The organism is Thiomicrospira sp., assembly GCF_036568485.1.
In the GTDB taxonomy this organism is placed as follows: domain Bacteria; phylum Pseudomonadota; class Gammaproteobacteria; order Thiomicrospirales; family Thiomicrospiraceae; genus Thiomicrospira.
Genome location: NZ_DATCSL010000054.1, coordinates 21,611 through 40,514, shown reverse-complemented (window position 1 = coordinate 40,514; position 18,904 = coordinate 21,611). Strand labels below are relative to the sequence as shown.

The window sequence follows — 18,904 nt, the reverse complement described above, 5'->3', positions numbered from 1 at the left end:
CACCAGGCCTGGCACTGGTGTCCGGAATAAAATAAAGAAGGGTTGACAAAAAAGCCGTAGTTCCTAGGATAGAAGGATTTCCGACCAAAGAAAGACTTCAAAAAGGAGACGACGGCTGTGTTTAACTCTACTCGATTCGCGCGCTTTTTAAAACCCATTCGCTCAACTTTTCAAAAGCTTGTTGATCAACACCAAACAGATAAACACGCCAAAGGCTTTAGTACTTGGAATCAACTGGTGGCGATGATGTACGCCCAGCTCAGTGGTGCCACGTCCTTGCGCCAACTCGTTGAAGGGTTTAACGCCCAAGCGCACCATCACTATCATCTGGGTGTTGATAAGCTTAAACGTAGCACAATGCCAAGCGTTCTGCACAGGTTTATATGGCGCTATGCCAACAGCTGATGAGCCAAGTCAATCGCCACTTACGTAAAGAACTCAACACGTTCACCTACCTTATTGATTCGAGCCCGATTCAATTGCTTGGGCAAGGTTATGATTGGGCGGTACGCGGCTCACGTATCAAAGGTTTAAAGTTGCACATGCAGCTAGAGTTATCCAACCAACTGCCAGTGTGCTTTGAATTAACGGATGCGAATGTACAAGACATTAATCAAGCGCGTCAGTGGGCGTTGCAACCGGGCTCAACCTATGTGATGGATAAAGGCTATGTGGATTACCTATGGTGGAAACAGCTGAGCGAGCAAAAGATCAAGCTTGTCTGTCGTTTAAGAAAGCGTGCGGCCTATCGGGTCGTTGAAACTTACTCCCTTGATCTACACACCGCGCACATTCTTGAAGACCAGTGCATTGAGTTTAGTGGTGCCAATCAGAAAAAACGACTCGGTTCATGGCAAATGCGCCGCATCTTAGTCGAGCGTGATGATAACCAAGGTCTATTAGAACTGGTGACCAACGACTTTACGCGCTCGGCGCAAGAGATTGCGCACTTGTATAAACAACGCTGGCAGATTGAATTGTTCTTTAAGTGGATTAAGCAGCATCTAAAGATCAAGCGCTTTATTGGTCAGAACCCCAATGCAGTGAGAATCCAAGTATTATCAGCGCTAATTGTTTATCTGTTAGTGAAAATGGAGCAGATGGCACACAATCAAACGGAGCCTTTAAGGATCATGCTCTGGAAGCTAAGCCACAGCCTATTCGAGCGTCCTAGCCAGGTAAGTGACTACTACAGGCGAAAACAACAGAAAGAGCACTATGACAAACTACAGATGTCGCTGTTGTGAGGCCTGGCTATGATGCATCAGAAATTATTCCGGACACTAGTGCCAGGCCTGGTGATTATAGTATTACTGCGTTAAGTTAATAAACAATTTGGGTAACTGTTCGGGTAGGCGTTCGACCTTGTCGATAATGGCATAGTGGTTGCCAAAAATGTCAGCTACGTATTCGTCGGCTTTGGGGTCCATGTTGATGCAGTAGGTGTAGATGCCTTGATTCGCTAATTCGGTGACCGCTTGTTTGGTGTCTTGAATTAACATTTTCGGATCTTTCACATCAATATCGGCGGGTTCACCGTCGGTCAGAATCAGCATGAGTTTTTTATCGGTTTGTTGTGCCGATAAATAATGCGCGGCATGCCGCATCGCCGCACCCATTCTAGTTGAATAACCTGCTTCCATCGCGGCAATGCGCGATTTAACCGGTTCTGACCAATGTTCACTATAGCCTTTGATGTGCTGGTAACGCACTTCGTGACGGGTGTCTGAACTAAAGCCCGCAATCGCAAACGGATCACCCAATTGCTCAACCGCCCAGGCTAATAAAGCTAAAGCTTCTTGACTGAGTTCGAGCAGCGTTTGGTCGGTGCCAGCAACCCGTTGGTTTAAAGACTCTGACATATCCACCAACAACATAACTGAAATGGAGCGACCAGCTGGCGTATGGCTGGTGTTAATGCGTGGGTCAGGTTGCGAACCACTTTTGTAGTCGATGAGTGAGCGTATTGCGACATCCAAGTCCAGCTCGTCGCCTTCTTCTTGAAAACGCACGCGCACTTTATTTTGTGGTTTTAGCATTTCAATCACACGTTTCAGCTGTTTGACCAGGCCTGCATGTTTGGCCAGCAAGCTGTCGATTTTGTTTGCGTCACCAGCTGGATGCAATCTTTCGTAAACGGTGGTCCACTCGGGCCGATAGGTTTCACTAATGTAATCCCATTCGTCGTAATGACGCGGTGGCAAGCCACCATCTTGATCAATTTCTCGGTCTTGATCGTCTGGCTGATATTCATTTTCAACCGTATCATCGGCTTCGTCGCCTTCTTCATGGAACACCCATAAATAGCGGTTATCGTCACGATAGGAAATTTCGGTATCGGTAAAATACAGATTGGGTAAGCTATCCGTTTGTTTACGACTTTTAACAAAATAATGCGTCGCTAGATCGCGCAGGTCTTCTATGCTCGAATTTTCGCCTTTTTGCATAACTTGATTAAACTGCTCGACCATGTTTTCAATGAGTGCATCATTAGGTTTGAAGTTTGGATCAAGAAGCGCGCGTGATAATCGGGTCGAACGATATCTTAAGCAGGACTCTTGGCTGTCATCGCAACTGCCTTCCAGCGGAACCGGGTGCAAAGCTAAAAACAACTTTCTTAAACCTGGAAAACGCGCAACGGCTAAGCTATCAACGCGACAATCTTCAAACAGCTCAAGAAACAACTGCACTTGCGGTGCCATGTTGTCACCGATAGTGGGTTTTGACCAGGTGTAATGCGCCATCATATGCATCAGCATGGCACGATAACGATCTAGGCCAGATACGCCATTTAAGTCATCGTACATATCCGGTACGCGCATGGCGTCTTCTTCGATATAGGGAATCGGTTTTTTGATTTGATCAAAGGCAGTCGAAAAACTCACAAACATGCGTTCTTGATTCCATAACGCACTTTGCAACATATCCAACTGGCGTTCGACATCTTTAAACACCACGCCATGACGCTCGCGTTGCATGATGTTTTTAGAATCGGCGGATTGCAGCGCAAAATATTCAGCTTGTTGGTCTGGAAAATGTTGATAGTTGCGAATGCCATAATCCATCCAACGTCTTAATCCATCCAAGGTAAGCTTGCCCACTAAAAATGGAACCTTGTCCAACATCGGGATCAGGCCTTTGCTTTCATACATCGACTGGTGGCCATGAATCACGGTTTGAGTGCGATCAATAAAATCATCCAGCATCGCCAGATATTCGTTGAGCTGTTCGACTTGGTCTATACGACGGTTTAGCGAGGCGAGACTCTGCAAAAAGGGCACGATAGCTTTACTGTTTGGGCTACGCGCCAGTTTATACGCATAGTCTGCCACCGCACTGAGCGAAGCTTCACCTAGGTGACTGGCAATGCTGGGCATTTCGTCTAGATAAATAATGGATGGTTCAGCACCGCGTCCCATTTTGCAAAGCAGTTGGGCTTTTTCTAGATAGGTGTTTAAGCCGGCTTCCGACAAACATTCCCGAGCCTGTGCCACACATTGGGGGAAAAGTTGCTGAACCTGTTCAAAGCCACAGTTGAGTTGCTTTCGGTAGGTTTCAAGTAATTCTAGCGTCATGTTTTTCACCACAGAGGCACAAACATACGAAGATTAAAGTTCGTGACTTCCGCTCTTTGTATGTTTGTGGTTCAAAAGGGATTAAGCAAAAACCATATTAATGGCGTTATCCAAGGTTTCCCGAATATCCGCATCATCGGTAATCGGACGAACCAGCGCCATACGACAGGCATCTTGCTTTTCAACACCCTGTGCAATCAAGGTAGCCGCATACACCATCAAACGTGTGGAAATACCTTCATCCAAACCATGACCTTTAAGGTTACGGGCGGCTTCACCAATTTGAACCAATTTTTTCGCGACTTCCAACTCCACGCCAGATTCTTTGACCAAAATCTCAGCTTCAACATAAGCGGGCGCATAATCAAAATCCAACGCACAGAAACGCTGTTTAGTTGATTGTTTTAAGTCCTTCATCAAACTTTGATAACCCGGGTTATAGGAAATAACTAACTGAAAATCTGGATGCGCTTTAACTAACTCGCCTTTTTTATCGAGTGACAATTCACGACGGTGGTCGGTTAGGGCGTGGATAACCACCATGGTATCTTGACGTGCTTCGACCACTTCATCCAGATAACAAATCGCACCATGACGAGCCGCCATAGTTAACGGCCCATCAACCCAGCGGGTACCACTCGCGTCTAATAAAAAACGTCCGACTAAATCTGACGCCGTAATGTCTTCGTTACAGGACACAGTGATTAAGGGTTTGCCAAGTTTCCAGGCCATGTGTTCAATAAAACGTGATTTACCACAACCGGTTGGGCCTTTAACCATTACCGGCAAGCGTGCGTTGTAAGCGGCTTGATATAACGAAACCTCGTTGTTCTGTGCTTGGTAAAACGGTTCTTTTTCGATGTTATATTGACTAATATCCATGTCCTGGCCTCTTAAAATACGATGAAGTTACTTTTGTTAATCACCAGGCCTGGTCGTTAACAAAAGTAACCTAATAATGAATAACTGTGGATTAATCGAAAGGTAAAAAAACCCCTGCAAGTTGGCAGGGGTTTTGTCAGCTAAACAAGCATGGCTTATTTATGAACGCCTAACTTTTCTCTCCAACCTGGATAGATTTTATCCGCATCCGCTGGGAAGGATTCAAATGCACGCGCAAACTCTTTATGCTCCTTCGCCCACTCGATTGGATCAGCACCGGCTTTCCAGCACTCATAGGATTGACGCAGCGAAATCGCACCGGCCGCAGGGCTGTCGATATGACCATAAGAACCGCCACCAGAGGTGTTGATGATATTGCCGTGACCTAGGTTCTTGAAGAACCCTGGTAGACGTAAAGCATTCATTCCACCAGAAATGATCGGCGTGGTTGGCTTCATGCCGTTCCATTTTTGATAGAAGAATGGCCCTTGGCATTCATCACGTTCGATCATATAAGCGATATTTTTATCTTCGTTACCACCTTCCATTTTACCGAAGCCCATCGTACCCACGTGGATACCTGATGCACCTTGTAAACGTGAGATTTTAGACAACACAAATGCCGTATAACCGCGCTTAGCCGAAGGTGAAGTAACCGCACCATGACCGGCACGATGATAATGCAGATACTGTGAAGGATAATTACGACGTGCGGTTGTGATCATGCCTGGACCACCCACATAACCGTCTACAAGGAAGGCCACATGCGGTGCAAACTCACCAAACGCTTCTAAGATGTAATCAGCACGATATAACATTTCATAGTGGTCATCTGCCGTGATGTTTGCCGAGAACAATTTGGCTTGACCCGTTTCATCTTGAGCACGCTTCATCGCGTCAACGACTAAAGGCATAACCTTTTTCATTGGTGCAAAAACTTGGTTACCTTGTGGTTCGTCGTTTTTGATGAAATCGCCGCCTAACCAGAACTGATAAGCTGCCTGCGCAAATGGTTCAGGACGTAAGCCTAATTTAGGCTTGATGATGGTACCCGCGATATAACCACCGTTTTTGTAGTCGCGACCCAAAATACGCCACATGTCAGAAATGTCCTTTGCAGGACCATCAAACAAGTGCAGCTTGGTTTCTGGAACCCAGAAGTCAACCATCTGCAGGTTTTTAACATCACCCATACCCTGGTTGTTACCAATCGCCAAGGTTAGGAAAGACACCAACATGGTTTTACCATCGCTTAGGTTACGGTCGAATAAATCAAACGGGTAAGCGATTTTAATGACCTGATTGGCTTCATCAATTTCATAAACCAACGCGTCTAATGCTTTGGTGAAATCATCGGTTGTACAGACTTCTACGTTTGTACCGGTTGATGACTCGGCCGCAATGTGTGAGGCAACTTCCAGGTAACCATACCCGGCCACTTGCTCCATGTTATAAGCGACCAAAATATGATTTTGACCTTTAATTAAGTCTTCTTCTTTTAAACTCAAGTCCGCATAACGATTCGACTGATCCATTTAACTTACCTTAATAATAGACGGTTATCCGTCTTTGACTTTTGTTATCGATAACAATCAATAACCCCAAAATTATTAAGGCTAGTGTATAGAAATATTGGATTTATACAAATCAATATATTACATGATTATAATAGATAATGATCTATCGCATAATCAGGGCAAGTGCTGTGCTATCTTTTTATTAAGCGCTTGAATTTCAATTTTTAACAACTCAATCAATTTTTCGGCCGCAACCGATAGCATTTTTCCTTTTGCCGTCACCAAATACCAATGCCGGTGAATGGGAAATCCCTCCACATCCAAAATAACCAGTTCGCCTTGTTCAACGTAATTTATCACGGTTGCTAATGACGCAACGGCGACGCCCAAATTTTGCAAAACCCCTAAACGTATCAACTCATTGCCACCTAAAATCATTTTGATATTTGGGTTGAAGTTTTGTTTTTCGAATGCTTTTTCAACCTGCTTGCGTTTGCCTGAACCTTTTTCCCTCATCAAAAACGGAACATCCACTAACTCAGTCAGTTTTATTTTCGACTTTTTGGCTAATGGATGCGATTTGTGGGCAATAAAAACAAGTGGATTGGGAGCGAGTTGGTAGGATTCGATATTTAAAGCTTCGGAAGGCTCACCAAGAATATAGAAGTCATCTTCATTTTTTTGGATACGCTCAAGTAACTGTTCCTTGTTACCTAAATTCATGGCTACTTTTACTTCTGGGTAACGCTCGACAAAATCATAGATGACTTTAGGCACAAAATACTGAGCCGATGATACAACCGAAAATTTGACTCGGCCGCCCGAGAAGCCTTTTTGATTTTTTATCCGATCTTCGGCTGATTCGAGTCTCTCTAGAATATCTTTTGCCGCGTCATAGAGTGTTTCGCCCGCTTGAGTCAAAAATACTTTACGTCCAATAAGCTCAAACAAGTCAACCTCAAGTGCATCAGCGAGTTTTTTAACCTGCATTGAAACCGTAGGTTGTGTTAGGTGTAATTCCTCTGCAGCTCGCGTAAAACTTTTATGTCGAGCAATCGCTTCAAACACTTGAAGCTGACGTATGGTCGCGTGTCGAATTAATTGATTAGGTTTATCTGCCATAAGCTAAGCACCAGACCTGGTTGTTAAAATTGAGTCTATTAAAACAAAAAACCCAGGACAAGCCTGGGTTTTCAATAGCTAAGATTTAGGTCTTAAATCTTATTTTACGATTTGGTTCAATGAACCAGAAGCATAACGTGCTTGCATTTCTTCTAGACCAAGAGACTTGATCTTAGAACCGTGACCGGCACAACCAAATGCTTCGAAACGTGCTTTACAGATTTCCATCATCGCGTCTTCTGCCGCTTTGAAGAATTTACGCGGATCGAAGTTTGAAGTATTTTCTGCTAAGTGCTTACGGATCGCACCAGTAGATGCCATACGTAAATCCGTATCGATGTTTACTTTACGAACGCCGTACTTGATACCTTCAACAATGGCTTCAACCGGTACACCGTAAGTTTGACCCATGTCACCACCATAGTTGTTGATGATAGTCAACCACTCTTCTGGAACAGAAGATGAACCGTGCATTACAAGGTGAGTGGTTGGGATACGCTCATGGATCTTTTTGATCTGGTCGATTTTCAATACGTCGTCAGATGGCTTAGAAGTAAACTTGTAAGCACCGTGAGATGTACCAACCGCTACTGCTAAACAGTCAACGTTGGTGTCTTTTACAAACTGAGCCGCTTCTTCTGGATCTGTCAACAAAGCTGAGTGATCTAGTTTTTCATCAGAACCGTGACCGTCTTCTTCACCCATCATACCCGTTTCTAGTGAACCTAAACAACCTAGTTCACCTTCAACTGAAACACCACCAGCGTGAGCGATTTTAACCACTTCTGCTGTGATGCCTGCATTGTATTCATAAGAAGCAGGCGTTTTCATGTCAGACATCAAAGAACCGTCCATCATGACCGAAGTAAAGCCAGACTGAATTGCACGTAAACAAACACCTACGTCTGAACCGTGATCCTGGTGCATAACAACCGGAACGTTCGGGAACATTTCTACCGCACCCTGTACTAGGTGACGTAGCATAGGCTCACCCGCATACTTACGTGCACCAGCTGAACCTTGTAGGATAACCGGTGAGTCAACCGCGGCCGCAGCGCGCATGATGGCACGAACCTGTTCCATGTTGTTTACGTTAAACGCTGGCATACCGAACTGGTGTTCTGCTGCGTAGTCCATTAATTCACGAAGTGTAATCATCGCCATCTGCGAAACTCCTTTATTGGTTTCAAAAAAATTCTTGCGCCCTTAAGCGCGTATTCTATTCATTAACCGACTAACATCTATTGGTTAGCCGGCTATTTTCCCTTAAGATTCAAGGGACTTTTACGATCTCTAAACGATTAGTTCCGCCCATAGTGCCGCGTTGTTCGCCACGAGTCAAGATAACTAAATCACCTTCTTGCACAATACCGAACGTTTTAAGCTGTGACAGTACGTTTTTCTGAATCTCTTCATCATTTAAACCACTGTAGTCCACCATTGATGGATACACACCTCGGTACATACACACTTTACGACGTGTATTAACATGTGGTGTTAGTGCAAAAATCGGAATACCCGAACTGATACGAGACATTAATAATGGGGTATTGCCTGACTCGGTTAAAGCTGCGATGCACTTAACGTTAAAGTGGTTAGCGGCATACATGGTTGCCATTGCAATGGTTTCGTCAACTGCACTGAAATAATCTTCAATACGGTGAGTTGAATGACGAGTTGTACGCGACTTCTCAGCCTCATGACAAATACGTCCCATGGTTTCAATAACCTGAGCGGGGAAACGACCTGTTGCGGTTTCACCTGATAACATTACGGCATCCGAACCGTCCATAACCGCGTTGGCAACGTCAAATACTTCGGCGCGAGTCGGGATTGCATTTTCAATCATCGTTTCCATCATCTGAGTGGCGGTGATGGTAACTCGATTTAACTGACGTGCACGTTTAATAATTTTTTTCTGCAAAGCTGGAAGTTGCGCATCGCCGACTTCCACCCCCAAATCACCACGTGCGATCATCACTACATCAGAGGCTAAGATAATCCCATCTAAGGTTTCATCATCCGCCACGGCTTCAGCACGCTCGATTTTTGAAACAATGCTACAGTTTAGACCCGCTTGACTGGCTAAGGTACGGCAATATTCAACATCTTCAGCCGAACGTGGGAAAGACAAGGCCAAATAGTCCGCATCAATCTTAGCGGCCGTTAAAATATCTTCTTTGTCTTTTTCAGTTAAAGCACTCGCCGATAAGCCGCCGCCCATTAGGTTAATGCCTTTATTGTTAGACAAGGTTCCACCCACGGTGACGGTACACTCTACGCGCTCACCAACAACCTGGTTTACCTGCATCACTACACGACCGTCGTCTAATAACAGCAAGTCGCCTGCTTTGACGTCATAAGGTAGGTTTTTATAGGTTAAACCAACTTCTTGTTGATTACCGTCTTCGGTACCGACTGCATTGTCCAATGCAAACTGCGCACCATCTTCTAATTCGATTGGGCCATTTTTGAACTTAGCAATGCGGATTTTTGGCCCTTGTAAATCGACCAATACCGCCACTTCGCGATTTAGTTTAGCGGCGGCTTCACGAATCCAATTGGCGCGATCAATATGATCTTCCGCCGCACCGTGCGACATGTTGATGCGAACCACATCCACACCCGCTTTAATAATACGTTCGATTTCGCCCGGACGATCCGTTGCTGGACCTAATGTAGCGACAATTTTTGTTCTTCTCATTGAGGTGACCATGAAATGCTTTTTCCTTTCTTAAAGGGCTTATGCTCAGTAAGATGGCTCGCAAAATAAACTGTTACCCCTAAGCGGGGAATAGACACATCCGGTCTAATCAGCAATTCACTTCCCGAGACACCCTGTTACTTCCATAAGCCAATTCTATATAAATGAAACACCAAACCTGGGATCACCAGGCCTGGTGCTTTTAAACACGCTTATTTAGCTGCGCGTTTTTCCAACATATCAACTGCTGGCAGTTTTTTGCCTTCCAAGAACTCTAGGAAAGCACCACCGCCTGTTGAAATATAAGATACTTGGTCTTCAATACCATACTTATCAATTGCCGCTAAGGTGTCACCACCGCCTGCAATTGAGAAAGCTTTTGACTCTGCAATCGCTTTAGAAATGGTTTTTGTACCTTCTCCAAATTGATCAAACTCAAATACACCCACCGGGCCGTTCCATACAACCGTGCCGGCGTTTTTGATGATTTCAGCCAGCTCCTCAGCCGACTTAGGTCCAATGTCAAAAATCATGTCATCATCAGCCACTTCTGAAACATCTTTGGTTTCAGCTACGGCCGTTTCAGAAAACTCTTTACCTGTCACTACGTCTTTCGCTAAAGGAATCGAAGCACCACGACCATTCATAATGTCGTTCAACTTGTTAGCGGTTGGAACCAAATCGTCTTCACAAAGTGATTTACCCACATTGTGACCAGCGGCTTTGATGAAGGTATTAGCGATACCACCACCCACAACTAGCTGATCTACAACCGTAGACAAAGACTCTAGTACGGTTAACTTAGTTGATACTTTAGAACCACCAACAATCGCTACTAAAGGACGCGCAGGCTCTTTTAGTGCTTTTGTTAACGCATCTAGTTCTTCAGTTAGTAACAAGCCAGCACAAGCTACTGGTGCATACACACCCGCACCATGGGTCGAACCTTGAGCACGGTGAGCGGTACCAAAAGCATCCATAACATACACGTCACATAGTGCCGCGTATTTTTTAGATAACTCTTCAGTGTTTTTCTTTTCGCCTACGTTAAAACGTACGTTTTCAAGAAGCACCAATTCACCGTCAGCAACATCAAAACCACCATCTAGGTAGTCTTTAATTAAGCGAACTTCTTTGCCTAACTTAGCTGACAAATCGGCCGCAACTGGAGCCAAAGAGTTTTCTTCTGAAAACACACCTTCTTCTGGGCGGCCAAGGTGTGACATAACCATCACCTTAGCACCGGCTTTCATAGCGGCTTCAAATGTTTTCATTGATGCACGAATACGTGCATCAGAGGTTACTTTACCGCCTTTAACTGGAACGTTAAGATCCGCACGAATTAATACGCGCTTGCCTTTAAGGTCCAAATCGGCCATACGAATAAAAGACATAGCTTTCCCCTTACTTACCAACGTGTTGAACAACACGCATCATGTTGCAAGTATAGCCATACTCGTTATCGTACCAAGCCACTACTTTTACGAAAGTACCGTCTAGCGCAATACCTGCACCCGCATCAAAAATTGATGGGTGGCTGTTACCACGGAAATCGGTAGAAACAACAGACTCATCGGTATAACCTAAAACGCCTTTCATTTCACCTTCAGAAGCTTTTTTCATCGCTGAACAAATTTGCTCGTATGTTGCATCTTTGTTTAGTTCAACGGTTAGGTCAACTACTGATACGTCAGACGTTGGCACACGGAAAGCCATACCAGTCAATTTGCCGTTTAGCGCTGGCAATACTTTGCCTACCGCTTTAGCTGCACCGGTTGAAGATGGGATGATATTTTCTAGAATACCGCGGCCACCACGCCAATCTTTTTGTGATGGACCATCAACGGTTTTCTGAGTAGCGGTTGCTGCGTGAACAGTTGTCATCAAACCACGCTTAATGCCAAAGTTGTCATTTAACACTTTAGCAACTGGCGCTAAACCGTTTGTCGTGCAAGAAGCCGCAGAAACAATCGCTTGTCCAGCATATTCGTTGTGGTTAACGCCATAAACGAACATTGGTGTGTGATCTTTTGAAGGAGCAGATTGAACAACTTTCTTCGCACCTGCTTGGATGTGTGCCTGGCAAGATTCTTCAGTTAAGAAGAAACCAGTACATTCGATAACCAAATCAACACCTGCTTCATCCCACTTCAAGTTAGCCGGATCACGCTCAGCTGTTAGACGGATTTTTTTACCGTTAACAATCATGTTGTTACCTTCAACTGAAACTTCACCGTCGAAGTTGCCGTGTACTGAGTCGTACTTCAACATGTAGGCTAAATATTCTGGATCTAACAAATCGTTAATTGCTACGATTTCGATACCTGGGAAATCTTTAGCTGCGGCACGGAATGCCATACGACCGATACGGCCGAAACCATTGATACCAACTTTAATTGACATAGCTTTCTCCTAATTAATGAGGTGTTCAAAACAGGGGCTTTAAACACAACAAACTCGCCAGAAAACTGACGAGTTAAACTTTAAAAATAAAACTTTATTAACCGATGAGTGCTTCGGCTTTAGACACTACATTTTCAACAGTGAAACCAAACTCTTTGAATAGCTCACCGGCTGGCGCAGACTCACCGAAGGTGTCGATACCAACAACATCACCTTCTAGGCCGACATACTTACGCCAGAAATCCGTTACGCCAGCTTCGACGGCCAAGCGTGGTACACCTGGGATCAAGACCGAGTCTTTGTAAGCTTTGTCTTGTGTGTCAAACATATCTGGACAAGGCATAGATACAACACGTACTTTTTTGCCTTTCGCTGTCATAGCGTCAGCCGCCTTAACCGCAAGTTCAACTTCAGAACCTGTTGCGATAATGATCAATTCTGCACCAGCCGCATCTTTAAGAACATAGCCGCCTTTCTCAATCATTTTAACTTGCTCAGGCGTACGCTCCATTGGTGCCAAGTTTTGACGTGAGAAGACCAAAGCTGTTGGTGCATTGCCACGCATCATCGCTACTTTCCAAGACACGGCAGACTCGATGGCATCGCATCCACGCCAGGTTTGGAAGTTAGGAATCATACGCATAGTCGCAATTTGCTCAACAGGCTGGTGTGTCGGGCCGTCTTCACCTAAACCGATTGAGTCATGGGTATAAACATAAATCGTACCGATTTTCATCAAGGCCGACATACGTAAAGCATTACGCATGAATTCCATAAACATTAGGAAAGTCGCGCCATAAACTTTGAAGCCGCCATGCAGAACCATACCGTTCATCATGTGTGCCATACCAAATTCACGCACACCCCATGACAAGTAGTTACCGTTTGCGTTGTTTTTGTTGACTTTAACCGTACCTGACCAATTAGTTAGGTTAGAACCGGTTAAGTCAGCTGAACCACCAAACATTTCTGGTAGCAATGGCCCCATCGCTTCAATCGCATTTTGTGATGCTTTACGTGACGCAATGTTTGGCATCTCAGCTTGTGTTTTAGCAATAAACTTATCCATTTCCACTTCAAAATTCGCTGGCAATTCGCCCGCCATACGACGCTTGAACTCTTTCGCTAAATCAGGATAGTTTTTCGCATAGTCTTCAAACAATGCATTCCATTCGGCTTCTTCATCCGCGCCTTTTTTAGTGTGATCCCAGCCGTCATAAATTTCTTGTGGAATAACAAATGGCTCGTGTTTCCAACCTAAATTTTCACGTGTTAACGCGATTTCTTGATCACCTAGTGGCGCACCGTGACAATCATGCGTACCGCAAAGGTTTGGCGAACCAAAACCGATGGTCGTTTTAGTACAAATCAAAGTTGGCTTGTCTTGGATAGACTTAGCTTCATGAATCGCCGCATCAATCGCATCGGCATTGTGACCATCTACACCACGAATAACGTGCCAGCCATAAGATTCGAAACGGCCCGCCACATCCTGCTCCATCCACTCGTCGATATGACCATCGATTGAGATGTTGTTGTCATCCCAGAAAGCGACCAACTTACCAAGACCTAATGCACCAGCCATGGCACAAGCTTCATGCGATAGGCCTTCCATTAAACAACCGTCGCCCATAAACGCATAAGTATGATGGTTAACGATGGCATGGCCCGGGCGGTTAAATTGCGCCGCTAAAGTACGTTCTGCAATTGCCATACCCACCGCATTGGTAATACCTTGGCCTAATGGGCCAGTCGTGGTTTCAATACCGTCTGCATAACCATACTCTGGGTGACCCGCAGTTTTGGAATGTAACTGACGGAACTGCTTAATATCTTCCATACCCAAGTCGAAACCGGTTAAGTGCAGTAGAGAATAGATCAGCATTGAGCCATGACCATTCGACAAGACAAAACGATCACGATCGGCCCATTTTGAATTCTTTGGGTTATACTTCATGTGACCATTCCACAGTACTTCGGCAATATCAGCCATGCCCATAGGCGCGCCTGGGTGACCTGACTTGGCTTTTTGTACGGCATCCATACTTAACGCACGAATCGCGTTAGCTAAATCTCTACGAGTTGGCATATCAACTTCCTCAATTTTGAAAAAATTCGGGGGTTCTAGAAGTTTCGGCGTTGCATACAGCCTTATCCAGAATAAACTTAATCCGCTATTCTCGCTTAAAAACAAAATTTCTTCAAGAAAAATGCGAATCTTGCAAAAAGATAGTACGTCGCTTTTTTAACTAAAAAAACGCGCAAAAAGCCCATTAATACAGGCCTGGGAAGGCCTTGCTAATCAGCCAGAACCGATTGAATTTTATAAGAAATTTTTGTGCTTGCACTCTCATATAGTGATAACAAAGCTGGAATCACCAACAAAATAAGCACCGTGGCAAACATTAAGCCGAACGCAATTGAAATCGCCATTGGAATCAAAAACTGGGCCTGCAATGACGTTTCAAACAATAAAGGTGTTAAACCTGCAATGGTGGTTAAGGAGGTTACCAGTACAGCGCGAAGTCTTTGCACTGAAGCCTCCTCAAGCGCTTCATTGACACCAAACCCTTCTTCTCGTAAACGCTTATAAAAACTAACGAGAATAATTGAGTTATTAACTACAATACCAGCCAACCCAAAAAAACCAAACATAGACAAAATAGTAAGACTGACTCCCATAAAATAGTGACCTAATATTGCCCCGATTAAACCTAATGGGATCGCCATCATTACAATCAGGGGCCATCCGTAAGATTCAAATACCCAAGCCAAAACCAAATAAATTAAAGCCATCCCGATAAACAACCCCAGCATCATATCGCCAAAGGTTTTTTGCTGGTTTTTGGCGGTACCCTCCAAGCTGTAGCGCACACCATATTTCTGCATTATTTGTGGCAATACATCTTGCTCCAATTCCGCCAAAATCTGATTCGCACTGTTTAGAGAAGAATCGACGTCGCCCAATACCGTGACTGCAAGTTTGCCATTATAGTGGCGCATCACATCAAAGCCTTGGCGTGTTTGCCAAGTTACAACATTACTTAAAGGCACTCGTGTACCAGATGGACTAATTAATTGCTTCGCATTTAACACTGAAAGCTGCTCTTGTTGATCCCGTGGCAACATAACTCGAACTTCAATTTCGTCCTCCCCCAGCGTATAAATCTGCGAAAGCTGACCTGAAAAAGCCGCACTTAGTTGCGCCCCTACTGACTTATAAGTAAAGCCCATCGCTTGCGCTACTGGAGTCAACTTAAACACCATTTGCTCTCGACCATATGGCAAGTCATCCGACAAACCACTCACGCCTTCAATATCATCCAAGACTTGCTGTAAATCCAATGAGGCTTGTTTAAGATTTTGTGGCGTTCCGCCGGTAAATTGAATTTGAATATCTCGCCCAGGTGGCCCACCCACTTGAGAAACAACGTTAAAGTTTTCTAAGCCGGGCATAGGTTCAACCTTAGAGGTCCAGCTTCGAATAAACTCTGCATTGCGTGTATGACGGCGATCCGGATCTAATAGTTCAACATTAATTGCGCCGTACACCGCACCCGAAGAACCTGATCCTTGATTGTAGGCTACAACCGCCGTATTAATAATCCCTGGTTCGAGCTCTTGCTCGGTTTCTCGCAGAGCGTCATAAACGCGATCAACAAATTGTGCGGTGACACTTTCAGGCGTGCCGGATACAAACTGGATTGAGGCATTGATTTTATCGGCTTCTGGCGAAGGGAAAAAGGTAAAACTCATCCGCCCACCCGCGATCAGTCCTATGGTGACCACAATTAACCCTAATGCTAGAGCCAACACCATAGCTCGACTTTGTAGCACCCACCGAATCACTTGACGAAATTGTGTTTGTCTAAAATGATTAAAGACCTGATCCCAACGCGCACGTAGCCGGTTAGGCTTGATCGGTTTACCATGCCTCAAACCAAAACGTAAATGCCCTGGAAGAACTAAAAAGCATTGGATTAAAGACACCAAAATAACCGATACGATGACCATTGGAATCGCAAATAAAATGGCGCCAATTTCTGCGCCTATCATCATCAAAGGCAGAAAAGCCGCAATCGTAGTCAGGGAAGACGCCATCACTGGCGTGAACATTCTATGCGCGCCGCCCTCGGCCGCTTCAGCCGAAGGCTCACCTTGCTCATAGTGCGTTAACGTGTCCTCACCCACCACAATGGCGTCATCAACAATAATCCCTAGTGCCATAATCAAAGCAAATAAACTCATCATATTGATGCTGCCACCTGCCAAATAAAGCACCATTAAGGTGGTCATAAAAGACACCGGAATTCCAAGCGCAACCCAAAAAGCCACACGGCCATTTAAAAAGATATACAAAATAAGCAAGACCAGAATCAAACCGCCTACGCCATTATTAACCAACAACATAATACGCTCTTTAACCAGAGACCAGGTTTCATCATAAACCCGTAGCTCTACGCCAGTCGGCAATCGCGGTTCAACCTGGCTCAACCAGTCCTGCATAACGCGTGAAGAAACTAACGTATCACCGGATTCGGCACGTTGTAACGCCATTTCAATGGCAGGTCGACCGTCTACCACTAAATAACTGGCATCTCGAACCGGTCTCAGCGTAACTTCGGCCAAATCACCTAATTCTATGTATTCTGTTTCACCCACTCGCAATGGCAGATCTCGAAACCCTTGTTCGCTGCGGCGCTGCTCAATGGCACGCAAGTCTCTTGCCGCATCTTGATCACCAAAGCGGCCAGCCGGTACATCTTGACTCAAACTATCAATTTGACTCGCGAGCTGATCAAAACTAAGATCGAACTTTGCCATTGCAACCATATCGACTTCGATCGCCATTTCTTCTAATGGCCGGCCACGAAACTCGATTTTATCAATCCCCATATCCAATAAACTACGCTCGTAATCACGCACCAAATAACGCAAACGATCTTCTTCGCCTGGCTGGCCCATTACCAGTATTTTGGCAACGGGCTCATAACGGATAATTCGTTCAACAACTGGGGTTTGAATATCTTGCGGTAAATTTCGCAACTCCGATACGCGCTGGCGAACTTGATCCACCGCCTCGATCATGTCAGTGCCCTCTATGTACTTCAGGGTCACCAAGGACGCACCCAAAGATGAAGTCGAGGTCATTTCATCGAGATTTTCCAGATTGCGCAAGACTCGTTCAATCGGTTCGGTTATGCTTTTTTCGACATCTTGTGCATTCGCACCCGGCCACACTACGCGAACCTGAGCATAGTCCAGATTGAAGTTTGGGAAGAACTGTACGTTTAATTTCATTAGGGCGACAATGCCTAATAAAATCATCAGCATCATTAATAAATTAGCTGCAACTTTATGGCGAACAAATACGCCAATCAAACCGTATGAATTAGGCTGACTCATCGAGTTGCTCGCTCACCATTAAACGCTTGCGGCACCACCAATAGACCGGAAATGGCATTGGGTAAATGGGTTACACTGATTTGATCACCTTCAGAAAGCTCGCCATCAATTAAAGCCCTGCGCACCTTGTCGAGCTCAACCTCACCTACAACGGATACTTTGCGTGCAACCAAACGATCTTGCTCCACGACATATACCCGATTACTGCTGTAGAGTGCGCTGTAAGGAACCGCAAAACCCGATTGAGTGATCGGCATTTCCAACACAATCTCCAGCACATCACCGGGGCGCAGATAACTTAAATCAGAAGTTAGCTTAAAAAAGCCGTCCAAGCCTGAACTGCTGGCTTCAGCGCCCAAACGCACCAAAGGCAACGCCGTTTGTGTGCCTTGTTCTCGGTACCAGGCCTGGATTGATTGATTTTTATCTAATGCCTGTTGAATTTCAGCACGAGTTTTGCCGGGCAATTTCGCACGCAGCTCTAATGAGCCTAATGGATAGTACTCCAACACCAACGCATTGGCATTTAACATGTCACCTTCGGCGACGGCAACTTGTAACACTCGCCCGGTTAAATTAGCCTTAACATCCGAGCGTTCGACATTGAGTTTTGTACGGTTAAGGTTTGTTTCTGCACGTTCTAGGCGAGCTTCGAGTTGCTTTAATTTAACCGCTTGTTGATCTACAATTAATCGCGCATTCATAAGCGCTAGTTCCTGACGAGCTAATGCTTCGCGCGCTAGATCAACACTCGACTCCGATGCAAGACTGCGCGTTTTCAGCTGTTGGTTTCGAGCGAGATCAGATTGTTTGATTTCATAAAGTGTTTGCTCTTGCTCTAAACGTTTACGTTCAGTTTTTTGGGCTTGCTGTTCGGCCAAGAGCGCAGCCTTGGCCTCATCAAATTCAGCCTGGGCTGTTTGCAAGGCAAAACGCACTTCTTGTGGATTTAGTTGTAACAATGTATCGCCAGGTTTAAAAAACGCCCCTTCTTTAAATGGCAGTTGGGCTACTTGGGCAGCAAGCGGTGCAACCAATTTAACACGTTGACTCGATTCCACCTGCGCATACAGCGTATGACGGGTATTCCAATCATGTTGCTGCAATGTCATAACCTCTACTTCCCAAGCTCGCTCGGTAATTTCAGTTGTATTGGCTTGCGGTTTGGTTGCTTTCAAGTACTGAAATAAAGCCATCGACAATAACAAAATTAACAAGGGCCATAACCAGACTTTGAATTTAGAGAGGACAGTCATTTTGGCTCCTTTGTATATAAAGCCGAAGATAAATGCTCA

Annotated in this window: 13 protein-coding genes; 2 read left to right on the top strand and 11 right to left on the bottom strand. The window is 45.0% G+C overall.

From position 1 onward, the window contains the following. The first annotated feature begins 117 nt into the window (after positions 1-117). Positions 118-405: a DUF4372 domain-containing protein gene (locus VIM91_RS05755; protein ID WP_331863862.1), complete on the top strand. Its 288-nt coding sequence runs from the start codon at positions 118-120 to the stop codon at positions 403-405. After that, positions 405-1,247: an IS4 family transposase gene (locus VIM91_RS05750; RefSeq protein WP_331863861.1), complete on the top strand. Its 843-nt coding sequence runs from the start codon at positions 405-407 to the stop codon at positions 1,245-1,247. The genes VIM91_RS05755 and VIM91_RS05750 overlap by 1 nt, the downstream gene beginning before the upstream one ends. Positions 1,248-1,310: 63 nt before the next feature. On the opposite strand, the gene VIM91_RS05745 is transcribed toward VIM91_RS05750, so the two are convergent. The 11 genes from VIM91_RS05745 to VIM91_RS05695 form a co-directional block, all read right to left on the bottom strand. After that, positions 1,311-3,575 (bottom strand): nitric oxide reductase activation protein NorD, encoded by a 2,265-nt coding sequence (locus VIM91_RS05745; protein WP_331863860.1) that lies wholly within the window; start codon positions 3,573-3,575, stop codon positions 1,311-1,313. 81 nt (positions 3,576-3,656) lie between these two features. After that, on the bottom strand, positions 3,657-4,457 hold the full coding sequence (locus tag VIM91_RS05740; protein ID WP_331863859.1) for a CbbQ/NirQ/NorQ/GpvN family protein: 801 nt from the start codon (positions 4,455-4,457) through the stop codon (positions 3,657-3,659). Between the two features lie 155 nt (positions 4,458-4,612). Continuing rightward, positions 4,613-5,992 carry a ribulose-bisphosphate carboxylase gene (locus VIM91_RS05735; protein ID WP_331863858.1) on the bottom strand — a complete coding sequence of 460 codons (1,380 nt, stop codon included), beginning with the start codon at positions 5,990-5,992 and terminating at the stop codon, positions 4,613-4,615. 156 nt (positions 5,993-6,148) lie between these two features. Then, entirely contained in the window at positions 6,149-7,096 is a 948-nt protein-coding gene (locus VIM91_RS05730) for a LysR substrate-binding domain-containing protein (RefSeq protein WP_331863857.1), read from the bottom strand. A gap of 99 nt (positions 7,097-7,195) precedes the next feature. Then, a complete protein-coding gene (gene fba / locus VIM91_RS05725) occupies positions 7,196-8,260 on the bottom strand; it encodes a class II fructose-bisphosphate aldolase (protein WP_331863856.1) in 1,065 nt (354 codons plus the stop codon). 109 nt (positions 8,261-8,369) lie between these two features. After that, positions 8,370-9,812 (bottom strand): pyruvate kinase, encoded by a 1,443-nt coding sequence (gene pyk, locus VIM91_RS05720; protein ID WP_331863855.1) that lies wholly within the window; start codon positions 9,810-9,812, stop codon positions 8,370-8,372. Between the two features lie 200 nt (positions 9,813-10,012). Beyond that, the gene (locus tag VIM91_RS05715) at positions 10,013-11,194 is read right to left on the bottom strand and encodes a phosphoglycerate kinase (protein ID WP_331863854.1); all 1,182 of its coding nucleotides are present in this window, start codon (positions 11,192-11,194) and stop codon (positions 10,013-10,015) included. A gap of 10 nt (positions 11,195-11,204) precedes the next feature. Then, complete coding sequence (gene gap / locus VIM91_RS05710) at positions 11,205-12,203, bottom strand: type I glyceraldehyde-3-phosphate dehydrogenase (RefSeq protein ID WP_331863853.1); 999 nt, start codon at positions 12,201-12,203, stop codon at positions 11,205-11,207. 97 nt (positions 12,204-12,300) lie between these two features. Next, positions 12,301-14,292, bottom strand: a complete 1,992-nt coding sequence (tkt, locus tag VIM91_RS05705; RefSeq protein ID WP_331863852.1) for a transketolase — start codon at positions 14,290-14,292, stop codon at positions 12,301-12,303. A gap of 209 nt (positions 14,293-14,501) precedes the next feature. Continuing rightward, positions 14,502-17,609 carry an efflux RND transporter permease subunit gene (locus VIM91_RS05700; RefSeq protein WP_331863851.1) on the bottom strand — a complete coding sequence of 1,036 codons (3,108 nt, stop codon included), beginning with the start codon at positions 17,607-17,609 and terminating at the stop codon, positions 14,502-14,504. Beyond that, positions 17,606-18,865, bottom strand: coding sequence for an efflux RND transporter periplasmic adaptor subunit (locus VIM91_RS05695; RefSeq protein WP_331863850.1), 1,260 nt, complete (start codon positions 18,863-18,865; stop codon positions 17,606-17,608). Before VIM91_RS05695 ends, VIM91_RS05700 begins: the two co-directional genes overlap by 4 nt. Positions 18,866-18,904: the final 39 nt, after the last annotated feature.